This is a genomic window from Verrucomicrobiota bacterium (assembly GCA_027622555.1).
GTDB lineage: Bacteria > Verrucomicrobiota > Verrucomicrobiia > Opitutales > UBA2995 > UBA2995.
In genome coordinates, this window is record JAQBYJ010000002.1 from 23,263 (window position 1) to 41,111 (window position 17,849).

The 17,849-nt window shown below is 48.0% G+C and carries 17 protein-coding genes; 6 read left to right on the forward strand and 11 right to left on the reverse strand.

The annotated features are described in order from the left end of the window. Window positions 1-36 precede the first annotated feature (36 nt). The gene (locus O3C43_00835; protein ID MDA1065023.1) at window positions 37-687 is read right to left on the reverse strand and encodes a nitroreductase family protein; all 651 of its coding nucleotides are present in this window, start codon (window positions 685-687) and stop codon (window positions 37-39) included. Window positions 688-698: 11 nt separating this feature from the next. Then, entirely contained in the window at window positions 699-1,139 is a 441-nt protein-coding gene (locus tag O3C43_00840; GenBank protein ID MDA1065024.1) for a rhodanese-like domain-containing protein, read from the reverse strand. Between the two features lie 140 nt (window positions 1,140-1,279). Here O3C43_00840 and O3C43_00845 point away from each other — a divergent pair, with 140 nt between their 5' ends. Both O3C43_00845 and O3C43_00850 read left to right on the forward strand, forming a co-directional pair. Continuing rightward, window positions 1,280-1,759 carry a GyrI-like domain-containing protein gene (locus O3C43_00845; protein ID MDA1065025.1) on the forward strand — a complete coding sequence of 160 codons (480 nt, stop codon included), beginning with the start codon at window positions 1,280-1,282 and terminating at the stop codon, window positions 1,757-1,759. Further along, window positions 1,756-2,217, forward strand: coding sequence for a GNAT family N-acetyltransferase (locus tag O3C43_00850; GenBank protein ID MDA1065026.1), 462 nt, complete (start codon window positions 1,756-1,758; stop codon window positions 2,215-2,217). The genes O3C43_00845 and O3C43_00850 overlap by 4 nt, the downstream gene beginning before the upstream one ends. Window positions 2,218-2,723: 506 nt before the next feature. On the opposite strand, the gene O3C43_00855 is transcribed toward O3C43_00850, so the two are convergent. Beyond that, window positions 2,724-3,704: a Gfo/Idh/MocA family oxidoreductase gene (locus tag O3C43_00855; GenBank protein MDA1065027.1), complete on the reverse strand. Its 981-nt coding sequence runs from the start codon at window positions 3,702-3,704 to the stop codon at window positions 2,724-2,726. Window positions 3,705-3,878: 174 nt separating this feature from the next. On the opposite strand from O3C43_00855, the gene O3C43_00860 reads away from it, so the two are divergent. Next, a complete protein-coding gene (locus O3C43_00860; GenBank protein ID MDA1065028.1) occupies window positions 3,879-4,301 on the forward strand; it encodes a cupin domain-containing protein in 423 nt (140 codons plus the stop codon). A gap of 87 nt (window positions 4,302-4,388) precedes the next feature. On the opposite strand, the gene O3C43_00865 is transcribed toward O3C43_00860, so the two are convergent. After that, entirely contained in the window at window positions 4,389-4,754 is a 366-nt protein-coding gene (locus O3C43_00865) for a CoA-binding protein (protein MDA1065029.1), read from the reverse strand. Window positions 4,755-5,000: 246 nt separating this feature from the next. On the opposite strand from O3C43_00865, the gene O3C43_00870 reads away from it, so the two are divergent. Continuing rightward, window positions 5,001-5,429 (forward strand): redoxin family protein, encoded by a 429-nt coding sequence (locus O3C43_00870; GenBank protein MDA1065030.1) that lies wholly within the window; start codon window positions 5,001-5,003, stop codon window positions 5,427-5,429. Between the two features lie 10 nt (window positions 5,430-5,439). On the opposite strand, the gene O3C43_00875 is transcribed toward O3C43_00870, so the two are convergent. From O3C43_00875 to O3C43_00895, 5 genes are read right to left on the reverse strand one after another with little or no spacing between them, the layout of a single operon-like run. Further along, complete coding sequence (locus O3C43_00875) at window positions 5,440-6,390, reverse strand: hypothetical protein (protein MDA1065031.1); 951 nt, start codon at window positions 6,388-6,390, stop codon at window positions 5,440-5,442. Continuing rightward, a complete protein-coding gene (locus tag O3C43_00880; protein MDA1065032.1) occupies window positions 6,378-7,646 on the reverse strand; it encodes an Nramp family divalent metal transporter in 1,269 nt (422 codons plus the stop codon). Before O3C43_00880 ends, O3C43_00875 begins: the two co-directional genes overlap by 13 nt. Further along, a complete protein-coding gene (locus O3C43_00885; GenBank protein MDA1065033.1) occupies window positions 7,646-9,787 on the reverse strand; it encodes a serine hydrolase in 2,142 nt (713 codons plus the stop codon). Before O3C43_00885 ends, O3C43_00880 begins: the two co-directional genes overlap by 1 nt. A 17-nt stretch (window positions 9,788-9,804) precedes the next feature. Beyond that, on the reverse strand, window positions 9,805-11,142 hold the full coding sequence (locus O3C43_00890; protein MDA1065034.1) for an aryl-sulfate sulfotransferase: 1,338 nt from the start codon (window positions 11,140-11,142) through the stop codon (window positions 9,805-9,807). A 25-nt stretch (window positions 11,143-11,167) separates the two neighbouring features. Beyond that, the gene (locus O3C43_00895) at window positions 11,168-12,067 is read right to left on the reverse strand and encodes an MBL fold metallo-hydrolase (protein MDA1065035.1); all 900 of its coding nucleotides are present in this window, start codon (window positions 12,065-12,067) and stop codon (window positions 11,168-11,170) included. A gap of 124 nt (window positions 12,068-12,191) precedes the next feature. Between O3C43_00895 and O3C43_00900 the strand changes: the two genes are divergently transcribed. Beyond that, a complete protein-coding gene (locus O3C43_00900; GenBank protein MDA1065036.1) occupies window positions 12,192-12,920 on the forward strand; it encodes an SGNH/GDSL hydrolase family protein in 729 nt (242 codons plus the stop codon). Window positions 12,921-13,506: 586 nt separating this feature from the next. On the opposite strand, the gene O3C43_00905 is transcribed toward O3C43_00900, so the two are convergent. Then, window positions 13,507-14,463 (reverse strand): sugar phosphate isomerase/epimerase, encoded by a 957-nt coding sequence (locus O3C43_00905; GenBank protein ID MDA1065037.1) that lies wholly within the window; start codon window positions 14,461-14,463, stop codon window positions 13,507-13,509. A gap of 122 nt (window positions 14,464-14,585) precedes the next feature. On the opposite strand from O3C43_00905, the gene O3C43_00910 reads away from it, so the two are divergent. Next, a complete protein-coding gene (locus O3C43_00910) occupies window positions 14,586-16,469 on the forward strand; it encodes a sulfatase (GenBank protein MDA1065038.1) in 1,884 nt (627 codons plus the stop codon). Between the two features lie 19 nt (window positions 16,470-16,488). On the opposite strand, the gene O3C43_00915 is transcribed toward O3C43_00910, so the two are convergent. Then, window positions 16,489-17,772: a molybdopterin-dependent oxidoreductase gene (locus O3C43_00915; protein MDA1065039.1), complete on the reverse strand. Its 1,284-nt coding sequence runs from the start codon at window positions 17,770-17,772 to the stop codon at window positions 16,489-16,491. Window positions 17,773-17,849: the final 77 nt, after the last annotated feature.

The following is a 17,849-nucleotide window of genomic DNA, read 5'->3' on the forward strand; positions in this document are numbered from 1 at the left end:
AAGGAAGAAGAGGATTTGGGGATACTTTTTGTCGAATCAAAGTTCGACCCATTTTGACCAGGTTCTCCGCTCACCTCTATGGTTCCTCAGTTTACCGGGTGCTGTTTTACTACCAACTGTTATCGGCCCGAAGAGGAATATGGAGCCGAGAAGAATTTCTTCTTCTGGAATTCCTAGCAGTTTCATCGTTTCAGCATTTCTTAGACCTCCACCACTGGACCAATAAGTCTGGATTTCACGAGCTGTGGCAGCGATAAGTAAATTCTGAATCGCTGAAGACGCAGCTGCGATGTGCTCCATGTTTTCCAGGGTCGGCTCGTAGAGAAGGTCATTGTCAGATTTTTTCGGATCGGGCAACCAGGTTACCTGGATCAAGTTTGTTGCAGCTAAAAGCATGGCTGGTATCTTGGTAGAATCACCCCCTTCTAGCAGAGTTTGTCTTAGGCTTCTGCAGTTCTTCCCATTAAGGATATAAAATCGCCAGGGAACCATTGAGCTGAGTTCTGAAGATTTACAATGCGACTTGGCTGCTGGACGGTGAAACGGAGCCCAGCTCGCCGCTTCCAAAAGTTCTTCGACAATTGAGGAAGCTAAGGAAAATAAATACTGATCTTCGGTGAGTACCTTGAGGGTCTTTCTTTCACTTATTACTTTATCAACAATTTTAACAGACTCAGAAACGTTCATGGATACGAAACTTATTTTCCTGGAACTTCGACCTCGTTCTTTGCGGTCAACCAACCAGCAAAACCGCCTTCCAGGTGGTAGACGTTCTTAACTCCAATCGCCTCGAGGGCATCTATAGAACGACGGCTTCTTCCTCCAACGCTTCCGGCTGCACAATGGACCATATAGGTTTTTGAAGAATCTAACTTTGCAATCCCTTCACTAAAGTCAGGACCGGTAATATTGATATTTATTGATCCAGGTATTCGACCCATAGCAACCTCCTCAGGCGTCCGAACATCAAGAACAACAATGGATTCGTTGGCTAATCTTTTTGCAGCCTCGTCAGGTTGAACATCGACGACCTTGATCTCAACCGTTTCTGAAGCAGCCTTTTCGCTACAAGCAGTAAATCCAGTTAGGAGAGAAAGAAGGATAATGGGGAGTAGGGTGAAGCGTGATTGAATTTTCATGGTGGTATTCCGCCTCAATTATTGAAGTCAGGCAAGCCAATCCTCTGTGTAACAACGATCCTGACGCTTCAGATGCAATCTTCAAGGATCAGAGATGCCTTGACCCGTGGAAATGATGAAATGACCCTCATATGTGCCATATGAATATTGAACCAAGAATCGAATTCTCAGCTGAAAAGCGACTGATAGGGCATCGGCTTGAGATGTCACTTCTGGAAAATAAGACGGCTCAATTATGGGGTCGGTTTATGCCTCGAAGGAATGAGATCGCAGGGAAAGTCGGTTCCGATTTTATTTCAATGCAGGTATACAATCCTGCGAACGGGTCGCCTTTCGCGCCTGATACCTTGTTCGAGAAATGGGCGGCGGTTGAAGTTGAAGAATCGCCGGTGGTTCCGGATGGCATGGAGCTCTATCATTTCAATGGTGGGAAATATGCGGTATTTGATTATCAAGGTCCAGCGAGTGGGGCACCTGATTTATTTCGCTTCATCTTTTTTGAGTGGTTACCGAACTCGGATTTCGAAATAGATGATCGAGAGCATTTCGAAGTGTTAGGTGAAAGCTATTCTCCAGCCGACCTCGCAGCTCAGGAGGAAATTTGGATTCCTGTTAAATGAAGGCGACAAAACATTCATTTCAGACTCTGACAGAAAGTCATCCGGCCTTGGACCAAATCGTTGATTGGTTGTATCAGGAATGGGGTAAAGTTCAGGGGGATTCATCTTTCGCCATCAAAGAAAAACTGTTGTTGGAATGTGATTGTCCGACCTCACAAGTTGCCATGGAAGAAACTGTTCCTGTCGGTTTCATTTGGTTGAACCGTTATCAATTGCCCGAGCATGAGAAACCTGAAATCTGGATCAATGGTCTATTCATTCCTCCTGAACATCGGAGAAAAGGAATCGCTTCCTCGCTCATGAAACGTGCAGAGCAGTTGGCGAAGGGTTTTGAGAAAAAGATGTATGCCTATACGGATATACCCGAGTTATACCTCCGTCAGGGATGGCAGATCTATAAGCCCAAAGATAACACAGGAAACACTACGCTGATTCGTAATTTAGAATGTGGCTCGTAACAGAACATAGGTGTTGTATTAGCGGTGAAAGTACTTAGAGCAGCAAAGCCGCAACCAAAGTTTAACCACCAGTCTCCGCCAAGGCTACGCCACGGCACGGCTGATAGCACTGATTTTCACTGATGAGATACACCGATTTATTTGTACCAATTCGAGCCCATGGACAAGGTGTCGCATACTTGATTTGTTTTTTTATAAAGAGCTGGCTTTAAGTTTTTCGCGTAATTCAGCGCTTTTCGTAGTTAAAACATTTTACTTCGAACTTCTTTTAACACTGGTTAACTCAGATGAGCAGTGATGTTGTAGTAGTTTCTTAACCACGAATGCATATGAAATTGTTGAACCCTTCGACATTGCTCAGGCTAAGACAAGCAACTGAGATAACGGAGGAAAGAGCCCTCAGGCGACAATCAGTTCGACAAGTTCAAGGGTTTCATCGAAGCGAACGACAAACTTTTTCAAAAAACTCTGTTTCCTTCGTTACCTCCTGTTTTAATAAAAAACAATTAGTGTTTGGAGACAAAGGTATCTATCATCTCCATCACTTTCAGGCCGATGCCTACATCGCACGGATTTTCTCCTTGGCCCAGGAAGTAAGCGCTCACCGCCTCGATCATGGGTTGCTGGATATGCGGAGGAGGATCGTAGTTCGAGGTTTCGATGCCATTCTTTCCCTTGACCACTAGGGTGGAGCTTCGGAAAAAGCTGAACGATAGGGTGCCGAGATCGCAGCTTATTTTACAAGTGTCGCGAATAGTGCCATCGGCTGAGGCAAAATCCCAGTGCCCTTGAAAGAGAACATCATTTTTAAACCGCATCTGGCCGCTGACGCAATCATCACAAATGCCGTCGGGACTACGTTTAAGAGAGAATCCCTGGATTACTTCCGGAGTGCCAAAGTATTGAAGGAGTAAATCCAGTTGATGAGGAGCCAGATCGTGGAAAATGCCCCCGCCGGATATCTCCGGCTGGACGCGCCAATATTCTTCGCTCGATGCAATCAACGGATCCTTTTCAGGTTGAATCGTCTGCAAGGACACATGACGTGGCTGACCAAGCTCTCCTGACTTCAGAATTTCGTCCACTCGCATAAACAGTGGAAGTTTTCGACGATAGTGTGCCACGCAAACTTTTTTGTCTGATGCATCTGCGGCTTCAAAAATTTGCCGGGCTTCTTCACTATTTCTGGCCATCGGTTTTTCAACATACACATGTTTTCCGGAAGCCAGTGCTCGTCTCGTATATTCAAGATGATGCGAGGGAGGGGTGGCGACGTAGATTGCATCAATGGCCGGATCATTCAACAAATCGTCTGCGTTGTCTGACCACTTCGGCACGTTATGACGCTGAGCAAAGTCTTTGGCTTTCTCCCCGTTCCTTCGCATTACAGAAACCAAGGCAGCATTTGGAGCCTTCTGAAATCCAGGTCCACTTTTTATTTCGCAAACATCACCAACTCCGATGATTCCCCATTTGATTTTATTCATTCGTTATTAAATTGAAGATTTGTTCATGGTGATGCAATGCCCCTTGCTGAGAAAAATGACTGTGAGTTGTGTCATCCGAAAAACGTTTCACGATAAGATTGAATGGTTGATTAAAATTTGATTTAGATGCATTCCTCTTGCACCAACAATTCTTAAACTAATTGATCTCAGACTATGAAACAAAATTCATTCGCATGGATCATTTTATCCTGTATTGCGTTTTACCTTATTGGATGTGCTAAAAACTCAAATGAAGATTCCTCATCCGATTCTGTTACCGAGCTAAAGTTGGAGAACTTAATGTCAAGTGCACTTGAAGGTGCGAATGGTAAGGAAATTATCGTTAGTCGAGTGTCCATTCCGCCAAATACCTCATTGCCCAAACATTGGCATCCTGGAGAGGAGTTCGCCTATGTTCTCGAAGGCTCCGTTGTGCTTTGGCAAAAAGGGAAGGCCGATGTAGTTTGTAATGTAGGTGAAGTTGCCAAAGTGCCGTTTAAGCAAATTCATACAGCTATGACTGGAGATGAAGGTGCAACTATTGTGGTATTCCGTGTTCATGAGCATGGCGAACCAGAAAGGGTTTTGGTCGAGTGAAAACTGGATGCAGAAATGAAGAGTAACTATGGAACGACTTCCCCTAAATTAGTTGTTCCAAAGGTTCATTGTTTCTCCAAATGGGATTTAGTATTGTCCGGAATGCAGCAGTACGAGTGTGCAGGCTTCGGTTGCTTCGATCCCAGCCTTTGAAAATTTTTGCTGAAGTTCCAGGTCCTCGGTTCCGGGATTGAAAATAACGCGTTTCGGCTTCAGGGCGATTATTTCATCCGCAATCGGTTCCAAGCGTTCGGGGCGGATATAAAGTGTAACAGTGTCGAGCTCGTCTGAGTAGTCACCTGGATTTTTAAACACAGCATCGCCCAGGATATTTTGTTCAATCGGATTGATGGGAATGGTCGTGTGGCCGTGTTCTTTTAAAAGTCGCTGGGCCTTGTGGGCGTACCGGTCCGGTTTCGGACTGGCGCCGATGATCATGGTGGGTTTGTTCATGGTTGAAATAAAATAACCATCAGCCGCAAGTTATTCCTGCAACTTATTTGTTTATGGATTTCCTTGTGTTTGAAATGATGTTGGTTATTTTTCGAGACCTTGTCTCTTCCACATGTATTGGGTTCGGAAAGCTTTCCGCATCACCTATTTAGAACCATAAAAACCTCAGTCTTATGAAATCTAAAATACTCCAGTTGTTGTTACGTGATCAATGTTGTGGAAAATCGTTAGTTTTCGTTGTTTTTTATGTTTAATGGCACCCCCGTGTGGTCCCAATTGGTCGTGGGGGTTGGTGACCCCGCTCCAGAAATCGTTGCCCCCGATCAAGACGACGTCACATTTACCTTATCCGATGAAATGGGTAAGGTTGTTTTGCTTCATGTCTGTACCTTGTGGTGTGTTCCATGCGTACAATCTGCCATAAATGAGGCGACGTTGGTCGCAAGCATTGACTCTGAGATTGGTGCTGAAAACTGGGTGCTTGTGGATGCCCTTTATCATAATCTCGGATTTGGCCCATCAAGTGTTGTAGATGCAAATTCCTGGCGCGACAATTTTGGAACTCCTGCCAGAACGATTCATTGCAACGGAGTGTACAGTCCCGGACTCTATGAAACCATTTTTACGGATTATGGAGTGATATCGTTTCCTACTTATTTCGTTATCTCACCTTAATCCAAAAGTCTTATTTTCCAAGTGGAGCAATAAATGAAATGTGTTCTGGAAAATCGGTGTGGTACCGTTTGAGTAAAGTGGGCATGTCATTCTCGACGAAGTAAAATTTGCCTTTGATTTCAAGTGTCTGACCCGCTTCAAGACCGCCTAGTCGGAAATCGCTGTGCAGGCAGCGGATTACGCCCTGAAATAACTCCTGGTAGGGTTCGAAGGCCATGGCGAAAATCATCGTCTCATCCGCATTGAAACAGCCGATCAACCCGTTGCTTGGGACATCGGGGTGCAGTGGCCGCGGATTTACATCGGACCGTGGGACGTTTGGGCCCGCCCAAACTTGTCCTGGTTTGTATCGCGCCTCAATTGCCCAATCCCGGGTCGGCATGCGAGCCAATTTGTTGTCGAGAAATACAAAACTCTTTCCTAGATAAGCATACTTGTCATCCGTTTGCCCGGGTCCGGTCCCGGTGAATTCGCCGACACGAACACAGGGTTGGGCCCAGTGAGTTACCGAGCGTTTGTTGGTTGGATTGTGGGCTATGATTTGGATATCCACCTCGTCGTGCTTGGCGGTTATGGTGTGATCTACAATCACACCGTCATTTACTTCGCATCGAAGTTTTATCTGTGTCCCGTCCTCTGATCGCGAAACCAGTTGGGTAGTGTGTCCAACAACCGTATGTTGTCCCCAATGGGTGGTTTGCGAATTGTCCCGGCAATAGGCTTCAAGATACCAGACGGTGAGTTCATTGCCTGGCAAATGATCTCCATGAATCGTGAGAATGTTCTCCTTCCACTCCAGTGTAAGTTGGTTGCGTTCAGCGGCTTGTCCAGTGGTTGAGGCTAGGAATGCAAATAGGATCGGGAGAAACGCGTATTTCATATTAGCGCCTAAAAAAATGGGTTGTTTGAAAAGATTCCAATTTCCGTTTTCTTCGAAATGGTGACGGGTTATCCAAACCATCGACTCCAGGCCAGGTAACCGAAGAATAGGATTATCGATATCAATACTATCGTGGTCGGGATGCGGTCTGTAAATTTCCCCATCCATTTTTTTCGACTGTTGAGGACGAGCAAAACCACCGTCAGCAATGGCAGAAACGCAGCGCCAATAACGCCATAAAACTTCTGTACCTCTTTAAATTGATAAAAGAGTCCGATCATAGGAACAAAGGCCATCACATACATGTAACCGCGATAAGGTAGAGATTTGGTATCAATTAAAACTCCGCCTGCAGGATTACTCCCCGGACCTTTTCGGACTAAAAACAGGCGCCAGAGGTCTGCGAACAAATAAGGTGCCGATTGCCAGACCCCTAAAATACTACTGAACACTGCTCCCAATGCTCCCAATAGAAAGGCCCATTGGCCGATTGGACCGAGAGATACTTTTAAGGTGTTGGCAATATCAACGATCAGCCTATCTCCACTGCCCGATGTATCCACGGTTGTTCCGATGATGACCATCGCGATACCAAAGACAGCAGTCATCGCGTATCCTGAACCCAGATCGAGGCGGCATAAGTTGATCTTGTCTTCGCCTTCGCGATTCTCTTCTGCGATCCAATAGCCATAACATAGAATCGTGACGGTGCCTCCGATCCCACCAATTAACGCCAGCGTCCAGGCGATCCCACCTTCATTCGCATCGGGGATACTGGGGACAAACAATCCACGCAATACATCTCCCCAATCGGGACCTAAAAGAATAGCGCTTGCGACGACGGTAACGACCATTACGCCGATGCATACTGCCATAATCTTTTCAAAAAGTTTAAACCCGCCCCGCAAGATGAGAATGAGGCCGACGATGCCCGAGATGATGCCGAACACCACTTTCCCATGTGAGGCGTTTTCAAACACGGGAAATATCGCGTGTAAAGTGACACCGCAGCCTCCCATCAGATTTGCGCTAACAAAGAAAGTCCAAAGAATAAAATAGGGCAAAAACAACCAACCGGACCACTTGCCCATATTTTTTGCCATACCTTCCAACAGGGTCGTTCCCGTCACCAGTTGCCATCTGGCAAGACCCTCGGTTATAACGTACTTGAAAAATGAACCAACCAGCACCGCCCACAAGACAGCGTAACCCAGTTGGCTGCCCGAAAATCCAGCTGAGGTTAAATCCCCGGCACCTACACCTGTCGCAGCTATCAGGATACCAGGACCGATTATGGATAATAATCCTGGTCGTTTAGTTTTTGCCGGATCCGTCATTACTTAGGGGGTCTCATAAGCAGCTCTGCTTTGCGAATGGAAAAGAAGTCGTCGCCCGAAAAAACGAGCTGCAGGGTTTTGCCATCCGGACTCATCCATTTGGTTGGGAAGCTGGAGGTTTCACCGGGACCGACGTCCCAATTTTCTGTGAAAAAAACGGTGCGCCAGGGACCCCAGGGTTCAGTGGATTTGTAAACCCCAAAACCGCCTTGGAATCTTGTTCCTCCCTGGTGACTTGATTGTGGCAATATTTGGCACCAAAGGTAGCGTTGCAATCCAGAATTGTAAGTAATGCCCGAGCGGTAGCAGTTGTTGTAGTGAACAAATACAGGTCCTCGTTTGGTTATGTCCGATGTCCAAACGGGTTCATTCAGATAATCCAGATTCCTGAAGAAGGTGTAAGCCTTGCGATCCGTAATCGATCCCTTGGGGACACGGGCCAATACCTGGCGGTCTGAAGGATCGTAAGCCGAGTCTGAATCCTGCGAATAAATGTAGACAAATTCATCACGGGCTCCCTCGTAGTTTTTTCCGAAGTTGAGAAAGGTGGGTGCGCCGAAACTGGTTTCAAATTTCCAGTCTTCCCAGGTCCAGCTTTTGCCATGATCTTTGGACCAGGCCAGTTGAGAATTTCCTGTGTTGCGTACCCACATGTAAAGCACGCCGTCTATCATTAGCATTCCACTTGCTTTGGGGCCATTTGCACCTTGGCCTATTTTTTCGGCGGTTTCCGAGCGCAAATTTTCGGCTCTGAAATTTGATTGCGAAGATCCACCCGTAATTCTTGCCAGACCCAGGCTGAGTTTCTTTTCAACAATCGGATCGAATCCCCAGCCATCTCCGTAGGCCGTATAAAGTGCATCGTCATCGCCCCAGGTTATCGGCCAATTATCACTGCCTTGAGCTTTTCGGGTGATAAGGTCGGGACGAGCCCATGTGATCGTTTCAATTATCCGACTCGGTGGATAGGGAAGGTTGGGCGCTGACTTTATTTCTTCCTGATCCGTAATCGCATCCATGAGTGGGTTAAATAACACTTGTCGTAGTATGGAGCTTCCAGCGTCGAATCCTAACGAAGGTTCCAGGGAACTGCCGTTACGAACCATAATCAGGTTGAGTTTCGGGACTACCAGAACGACCTGGTTTCCCGCTCCGAGTCCACAATATGCCTCTGCGGGTGCTTTTCCTAAATGGCCTTCTGAGTTGGTCCACCAACCGATACCTCCATGCATGGCAGTTCCGGCATCGGCCACGGTAGATCGGACTGCTTCCGCGCTGATTAATTGTTTACCTTCCCAGTTCCCTTCTTTGAGCATCAGGCGCGCCACTCGTGCTGCAGCATTGGCACTGTAGTTGCCACCACCCCAGTTAGCCACGATCGGAAGACCATTAACCTCAACGGTTTTTCCATAGCCACAGGACCATTCCTCTTCTGGCACGCCGATGGGGTCCATTACTCGATGTTTAAGCAGGGAGCGAACATCCTGATTTTCCGTTTGTCTCAGACTCGCGGTTACGGCGTAGCTCAACATGGCAATTCCTGGATTGCTGTAATGGAGGTCTGAGCCCGGATCGAACAATAGGGGTGCAACGTCTCGCGATAGAGTGAAGGCATCCTGTTTCGGCGGATTCTCGATCGACCGCCATCTCCAAAAATCTCCCTCCCAACCGGGAAAATCATTCTGGTTGATGGCACCTCCTGTTTCGTCGCGAATTTTTGCATCCTGAATGCCGGAAGTGTGACTTCCCAAGTGACGAAGCGTAATTCGCGATTTTAAAGGATCCGCTTTCCATTCAGGAATCAGATTTGCAACCGGGTCATCCAGATCGACAAGATCATCTGATAGCGCAATGGCCACTGACACCCCGCCGACCAGAGCTTTTGCCATGGAGGCGGTGTAATGTTTCTTGGTCCTGCTATGTCCTTCGGCGTACCATTCGTGGACAATGGTGTCGTTTCGAATCACCAGGAACGCTTTGGTACCTCTGTTCTGCAACTCATCACTTAAGGCTTTCAGTTTCTCAGAAGACATCGCCTGTGATTCCGGAGTAGAGATGCTCCACTCAAACCGCGGTGCAAGTCCCCATAATTGATTTCCAATCAACCATAGAAATACAACGACGATTAGTGGGAGCTTCATGTCAGATACTTCGCAGTCTAGGGTGCTTGCATCAGCCTACTCACGCCGGGGTAGTCCAGCCGATAGCGAACCACACGAAATACACTGTGAGGACCTTCTGGTCCTACTGGTGGCAGTTCGATAGGATTGTGGTATTCCCAAACTGTTTTTCCTTCTGGAGTGACTTCAAAAAAGATGCCTTCCGCACCTGAACATATCAGGGTGTTGCCATTGGGTAAGCGCTCGGCTCCAGAGATGAAGCTGGAATAAAAATCATTTGGATTGGTGGCGGTGTACGACCAGTTCGCTATCTTGGGTTCAAAGGCTTCACCTTTTTTGATCTGGTAACTCCCGTTGCGCTCAATCGGTGTTTTAATTTCGTCGACTGAGGAATAATTGATTCCAGACTGCCCTTTCAGGTTATTGAAAATAGTAATGTTCCCCGCGCCAGGTTCCCCGGCATGAACCCATCGAGCGTCGTGTTGTTGAAAGAGTGTTTGGTCTTCAGGCCCCCCTGCGCGGTAATTGGCCGGGTTGCCCCAACGGTAAAGAATATCACCACCTTTGCCCGCAAGGCCGCCTGTATGACCACGTGCTTCTTCTGTTGTCGTGCTGTGGTCGATAACGAGAATTTCGTCGAAGCTTCGCGCGCTGATCACTATTTGATCCAAGACCGGATTGTAATTTATTCCATTGGAATGCATCCAATCGGTCCGCGGTCGACCATTCAGATTTGCATCTATCAGTTCAGGATGTGCGGCCACGTGGCCGTAGTTTGCTTTACTGGGATCGACGTCTTGCACCAAGTGATCCCAGGCACTCCAGCGCCAGACAACTTCACCGGTTGTTTGCCCGGTGCGTTTTACTTCAACTACGGTGTCGGGAAATATACCTGCATCTCCAACGCCTTCCGGATTTCGACCCGCCGCAATTGCATTTTCTTTGGAAATTCGTTCCCAGGCGAGGATAAGTACATTTCCATTGGGAAGCGGTTCGATGTCGTGGTGCTGATGATGCTCATTATTCGAGTAGACGTAGTCCCAAAGTTGTTTCCCATCCCAGTCAAACAACTCGACACGACCACCGCTCGGTCCTCGCTCCCCGAACACTTCGTTGCCGCGAACCTTGGCGCAGCGAAGTAAGTTTCCGTTGGGAAGAAGATACACTGAATTGGAAGGCCAGTTTTTGCTCACCCATTTGTGAACGACTTCTCCCTTCATATTCAGGAGAACGGTGTCGGTCGACCGAAGTGGGGTATAAAGCGTATAGCCTTGGAAAGCACCTGGTTCGTTTTTGATGAGACCGCGCGCTGATACCTGAGAAGTGAATATTCCTAGCAAGGAGGAAATGAAGATGTATTTAATAAAAGAATGCATTGGTTTTGACGTAGCGTAAGATTCTTTATCGTTTGCTGAGCTCTTCGTAAATGGTGGTCATGAAGGTCTTGGTCGAAGCCCATCCCTGATCGGCTGCCCAGCGGTCGTTGAACTCCATTGCTGGATTTCTTGCCAGGGCTTCTTCGAGTTTATCTCCTTTATCGACGCTTTGTTGAATGCGACTGGCAATGGTTGTGAGCATCTTGCGCCATTTGATGATGTCTTCTCTGGTGGAGGGAACTCCATGTCCTGGGATGATGACCGTGTCGTCGTTGGCTAGCTCAATGAGGTAGGCGAGAGTATCCAGAGTCCCCTGGAAAGTGCCTCCGTGATTCAGGTCCATGACCGGGTAGGTTGTCGTGCGAAACACATCTCCAGCATGAATAACGTTTGAGCCGGTAAAATGGACAATGCTGTCCCCATCGGTGTGGGCTGCAGGCATTTTAATCACCCGAATGGTTTCGCCGTTGTAATGAAAGGTTAGGGTGCTGTCGTAAGTAATATCAGGCAGGGCCGAGTCCGGAGCACCCCTTCCCAGTTCCCCAGTTTGCCTGTTTACCGTACGGCTTTTAAGGCGATCATGCACGAGATCGTGGGCTACGATTCTAACTCCCATTTTAGCCAGATTCTCGTTACCGCCCGTGTGGTCACCATGCAGGTGGGTATTTATGACAAATTCAATCGGTTTGCTGGAAATGGCTCCAATCGCTTTCACGATTTTATCCGTCAAAGTGGCAAATTGGTCATCAACCATCAAGATCCCGTCTTCCCCCGCCGATACGCCGATATTTCCTCCCTGACCTTCCAGCATATAGACACTTCCGGCTATGTGGGTGGTTTTGATCGTTACATCACCGCCTCCGGGTTGGGCGGATAGTGACAGGATGGAGATCAAGAGTAAGGCTGCTGAGAAGATGGGTTTCATAAATTGCTTGGAATAGTTCACCCGACTATCTTTAGGGAAGAATGGGACGGCAATCTTGAAATATTTGAACAAGTTTAGCGTGGTAAGTCGCTCAACGTCTGTCAATTTAACCACTATGAGATTAATGACACTTCTACTATTGTTGTCCGGAATCGGAGCCTTCGCAGAAACAGCGGAAGAAGCTTGGACGAGTCTGCTTGGTGAGAGTTCTATAGGTCGACCGGCCTATGCCTTTGTAGAAAACAATGCTGACCTTCTGAATGTATTTATCTACGGCGATTCCATTTCTATCGCCTATACGGAAACGGTTCGCAATGAGCTGAAGACTGAGGCCAATGTTTACCGGCTGCATGTGAATGGTGGCGATTCCTCTTCGGTTATTCAGAAAGTCGACACGCTGCGCAAGACGATGGGCGAACATTGGAAATTCGGTTGGGACGTCATCCATATTAATGTTGGATTGCATGACCTTAAATATGTTGTGGGAGGCAAGCTTGATAAAGTGAAGGGCGAGCAGGTTTCAACGATGGCTGAATATGAAACGAACCTACGCGACATCATTAGATATTTCATGCGCATTGCTCCGAATGCGAAACTGATATTTGCCACGACCACTCCCGTTCCTAAAGGCGAACCCGGCCGCAATGTCATCGATGGCATGCGCTACAACCGGGTAGCACTAAAAGTGCTTGAAGACTTTCCTGAAATTGCCGTGAACGACTTATATAATTTTACCTTGCCCCATCAATCTGAGTGGTGGACCAAGCCAGGTAATGTTCATTACGTGGAAGTCGGTTACACGGCCCAGGGACAGGAAGTAGCGAGGTATGTGCGTGAGGCGTTGGGGAAGTAGAGGGAAGTCGAGGTAGGTGTCAGGTGTCGGTGTTCTGGATCAGAGGCGCTTTATGCCTGAGCCTTATACGCATTTATTTCAATGGTCACTTTCCAGCGCCGGACACTATGATTCTGTTATTCATGATTCTGTCTTTTTTCTTAACAGAATAATGGGTACAGAATCATGTTGGTTTTGAAACCTTTGTGGGAGATCTCGATTGGATTATTTCTGAAGTAAGGGAATCGGGAACCCGACGTCCTCTATTCCGTCCATGACTACCAACCGCCAACCGTTTTGTAGGAGAGGAGCTTGCTCCCGATTCGTATATCAAAGGAGTTTCATTATCGGGAGCAAGCTCCTCTCCTACAGTTAGGTCATGTACCCACTGAAATTACGAAGGTTGTGTATAAGGCTGGGGCTTTATGCCCCGATCGCTTTTAGGTAGATCATTCTGCCAGAGGACATGAAATAAAAAAGTGGTTTCTATGTGTAGTCACGGATATCGATCAGGATAGAAAATTTGCTGCGCCTTCGAGGATCGGGGCATAAAGCCCCTCCTACAGCCAAAATTTGTAGAGGAGGAAGCGTATGAGGAAGATGGTTCTTATCCAATCAACGCCATCGCTTTTTTCAACGAAGCAATCGTTGCCTTACAGGCGGCATCGTCATCCAGATCGCGGAGAGGTTGATTGAAAGGCTCCGCTCGTGCGGGCCCATCGTAGCCGATTTTTACCAACGCCTTGAGGAAAGGGTTGAGGTCTATGACGCCGGTCGCCAGGGGGAGTTCTCTCTGACCGTCTTGCTGCTGTTGTTTGTCAACGCCTTTGGGAGCGTCATTCAAATCAACCAGTGTTATACTCTTGGGATCCAGTTTTGTGATGGCTTCGGCGCTGTCGCCAGCCTGCCACCAATGCCAGGAATCGAGAACGTAACCCACGTTGCCTGTGCCGATGGCGGCACAGAGTTCCTGGGTTTCGGCAAGGGTATGTAAGAAAGGGTATTTGCCGCGAATGAGCAGAGTCGTGGTGCCAACGTATTCGAAGCCGAGTCGGAGATCATTGTCCCGAAGTATCGTGGCTGCTTCCCATAGGCGACGGGTGTGCTGCTTGAAATTTTCATTGTAGGTCAGCTCGTCGTGCGAAGGCATGATCCACGTGTTCACCCGTGTGACGCCGGCTCTTTTCAGGCCAGCCGCGAGTTTTGGAAGCTCCTTCAGGTCTTCTTCGAATTTGGCGCGATCTTTTCTGAAGTCGACCGGAAGGCCGGAACTGCCCCAGCTGACCTTCTTTTTTGCCATGTCTTCCTGGAGGTCGTTTAATTGTTCTTTGCTTAAATCGGCCAGATAGTTGGCTTGTGCTTCAACGGACTCGAATCCGTATTGATGGGCGAGTTCGATCGATCGTTTTTGATCGGCCTTAATTCCAAGCGCTCCTCCTACAAAGTTGATGGTGAATTTGCGCCCAGCTGATTTGTGATGGGCGGCGAACAGATTCGGGCCAATTGCTGCCGAGGCAGCGATTCCTGTTAGGGTGGATGTGCGGATAAAATCTCTACGATTCATAGTGGTGACAGGGTAATGATGGTTTAAGATCCAAAACGTGATGAATTGAAGGCCACGGGTCAATGCTTCAACCGAGGTTGGTTCTTTATCGACAAGTTGCTGGGCTAAAATGAATCTGAGTTATGAAGTTTTCACTCTACCCTAAATTCTTGATTTTTCCCATCCTGTTTTGGAGCACTTCTTTTACCGCTGCTCAGGACAAGCCCAACATCCTTTGGATATTTGCGGAGGACACTTCGCCCTGGATGGGCTGTTATGGTCATGAGGTCAATAAAGGTCACACACCACATATCGATTCGTTGGCAAATCAAGGGGTGTTGTTTAAACGGGCCTACGTTCCAGCGCCAGTCTGTTCAGCTTGTCGTTCTGCCCTCATGGGCGGGATGAGCCAGATTCGGTTCAATGCCCATGAGCATCGCAGTTCGCGAGGTCCTGCCCAGCTGTTTCTGCCGGATGGCATGAAGCTGCTTCCTCAGATCATGAATGAAAATGGCTACTCCACCTTCAATTTAGGGAAGACCGACTATAACTTTATCCTCGCCGATAGTGAGATCTTCACTTTCAGTCAGAAACAGCGAGACCCGATTCCTTGGGATAAGGTAAAACAGCAGCAGCCATTTTACGGACAGATCCAGACCGCTGGAGGAAAGCAGAATACCAAGACTTGGCCAGAGGACCGGAAAACTGACAGAAGCAAGGTTATTGTTCCAGCCGACTATCCTGACAATGCTGTTCAGCGTGAGGTGGTAGCCGAACACTACGATTCGATACGAAAGGATGATGATTTTATCGGTGAAATCCTGGAAGGTCTGAAAAGAAACGGACTCTGGGAAACTACCATCGTTGTTTATTTTGGAGACCATGGCGCCAATCAACTGCTACGTCATAAGCAGATGCCGACTGAGGGTGGACTGCATGTGCCCTTCGCTGTTTACGGTCCTGAAAAGTGGGTACCTAGAAAACAGGTACGAAACGATCTGGTAAATATGTTGGACTTGTCTGCAACAACCCTTGCCTGGGCTGGTATCCCCATTCCTGCGACTTGGGAAGGGCAGCATTTATTTGGCAAAGAATTTAAGGCGAGAGAATGGGTGGCTGCAGCGAAGGACCGTTTGGATCATACCATCGATCGGGTTCGAACGATTCGGACAGAGCAGTATCGCTACACCCGAAATTACAAAACCGACCGCATTTTCCTTCAACCGCAGTACCGGGATACGCAGCCTTACACAAAAAATATGCATGACCTTTACCACGCGGGGAAATTGTCTGACCGCCACAAAGAAATCTATTTTGGAGAAAGGCCGGCTGAAGAATTTTACGACGTGGAAAAGGATCCGGCGCAGATGGTGAATCTGATCGACGATCCGAAACTCGCGGGTGAGATCCAACGTCATCGTCAGCTTCTCGATTCCTGGATTGTCAAGGGCGACTGTGGGGAAGGGGAAGAATCCCTCGATGAGTTGGCCTTTCAAGCCGATAACCGCTGGGGTTCCGTGAACCCCGAGTATGAGCTGGTTAGAATCGATCACGATGGAGACGGATTGTCGAGTGAGTGGGAGAAGGTAGTGAGACGTGACCCAGACGACGGAAAATTGCAGTTTCTTTTTGATAATGGCGGTTGGCAGACTGAAGGGTGGGAGGCCGAAGGAAACCTTCCGAATATTGCGGGCTATCTTGGGTTTCTGGACTTCGATCTACCGGATGGTCATGGAGCTATCGTGCGAAAGGGATTGAATGCGGACGCGGCCAGGAATTCCGGAGCTTTGGAGATTCGCGCAAAAGCGTCTTCGTCTTTGTTGGTTTGGCTCTTGGCCGAAAATGAATCAGGAAACATGGAATCAATTGCCGGTCCGGTTACCGTAAAAGAGTCGGACCATTTCGCAACGTATTCATTGATGCTTGATGGCAATCCCAATTGGAGCGGAACTGTGAAAGAGCTTAAGCTATCCTTTAAAGGAGCGCCCGGAGTATTTTTGGAAATCGACTCTATAAAGGCCCAGTGAAAAATTAGCTGGAACTATTTCAAACTACCTCGAATTGACGTACTTGAATTCCGTTTTTGCCACTTCTTGCCGCGGGTCGAGGTTCTGGTTGTGCGTAGCCATTCAGATCGACCGCCCGAGCGCGAACTTCGTAGTGACCTGGTTTGAGATTGTTGATTTCTGTAAACCAAAATCCCACGCCGAAGCGTAGCGGCCATGTTTTGGGTTCTCCGGTTTTGGGATCGAAGCCCAGAATGTTTTTGGTGGAGATTCCATTTGGCAATTCCACGCTCCAATCAGGCTGGGGATAAATGTGGCAGGGTTTCCAGGGAGCACTAACAAATTCGGGATCGTCATCGTCGAGTGGCTCTTGCTCGGCACCGACCTTTCGAACCCAACATTCCACGCGTTCCAATCCAGATAAGCCGGATATGACTTGTCCGGTTACGGTAAGGATTTTTCCTGAGGAAACTTTCTCCGGAATTTCGGTGGTGTAGGCGGCCGTTTTAAGAAACGACTCGGGGTCATTGTTCTTTAGCGCGTAGGTATCGTTGCTCCGGTAATCGTTGGTAAGGAAAATGTGTTGAAGCCATTTAACCGATTTGAAGCCGTGTGACCAGGTAACGACCATTCTTACCGGTCCGCCCCGTATCGGTGGAATCGGTTTACCGTTGAGTTTATATGCAAGAAATACGGGTAGCTCACCGGGTGGAGTTTCCATCGCCTGAGTATAACTGACGGAAGACTGGAAGATCTGTTCCGGATCGTTGTTGTGAAACCCCCAATAGTAGATGCGGCGAACATTATTCATCGATCCACAAAGACCAAGAATATCGCGCAACGGAACTCCTTCCCAGAGTCCTTGACCCAATGGAGAAGGAATGTTCAAGCATTGCATCGCCTTGATATATTTTACGCTCTTCATCTTTCCCAATTCCAAAAGCATCGGCAGATCGAGCGCCGTGCCGTCGGCCAAAGTGAGAGGATGATTTACGGTCGCCGGTAGTTGAATGTTGGGCTCCTCTATGAACGGATCGGCCGTTATTTCCAATCGCCAACTTGCGGGAGTCATTCGCGCGTTTTCCAATGCCTGACCGGTAAGCGTATGTGGCTTAGGGTTCCCGCGGGCGACGGTATAGAAATCTTCAGCCGGAGTTAGTGCTGGAAAGGGGCAAACAGGTCCACCCGGATAATTGCTTGCGATCGACTCGGGAGTCTCGGCCGCGTGGGAGATCGCTTTTCCCGCAAAGGTAGTAGCTGCTATGGCCGTAGACTTTATGACGAATCCGCGGCGCGAGATGGGATTGTTGTCCTTGGATTTCATTGGGTAAGTGTGGATTGTTGGAGTTCCATTGTTGTAAGCAATGAATTGGAAAACAATTATTCTATATAATTAGGGTC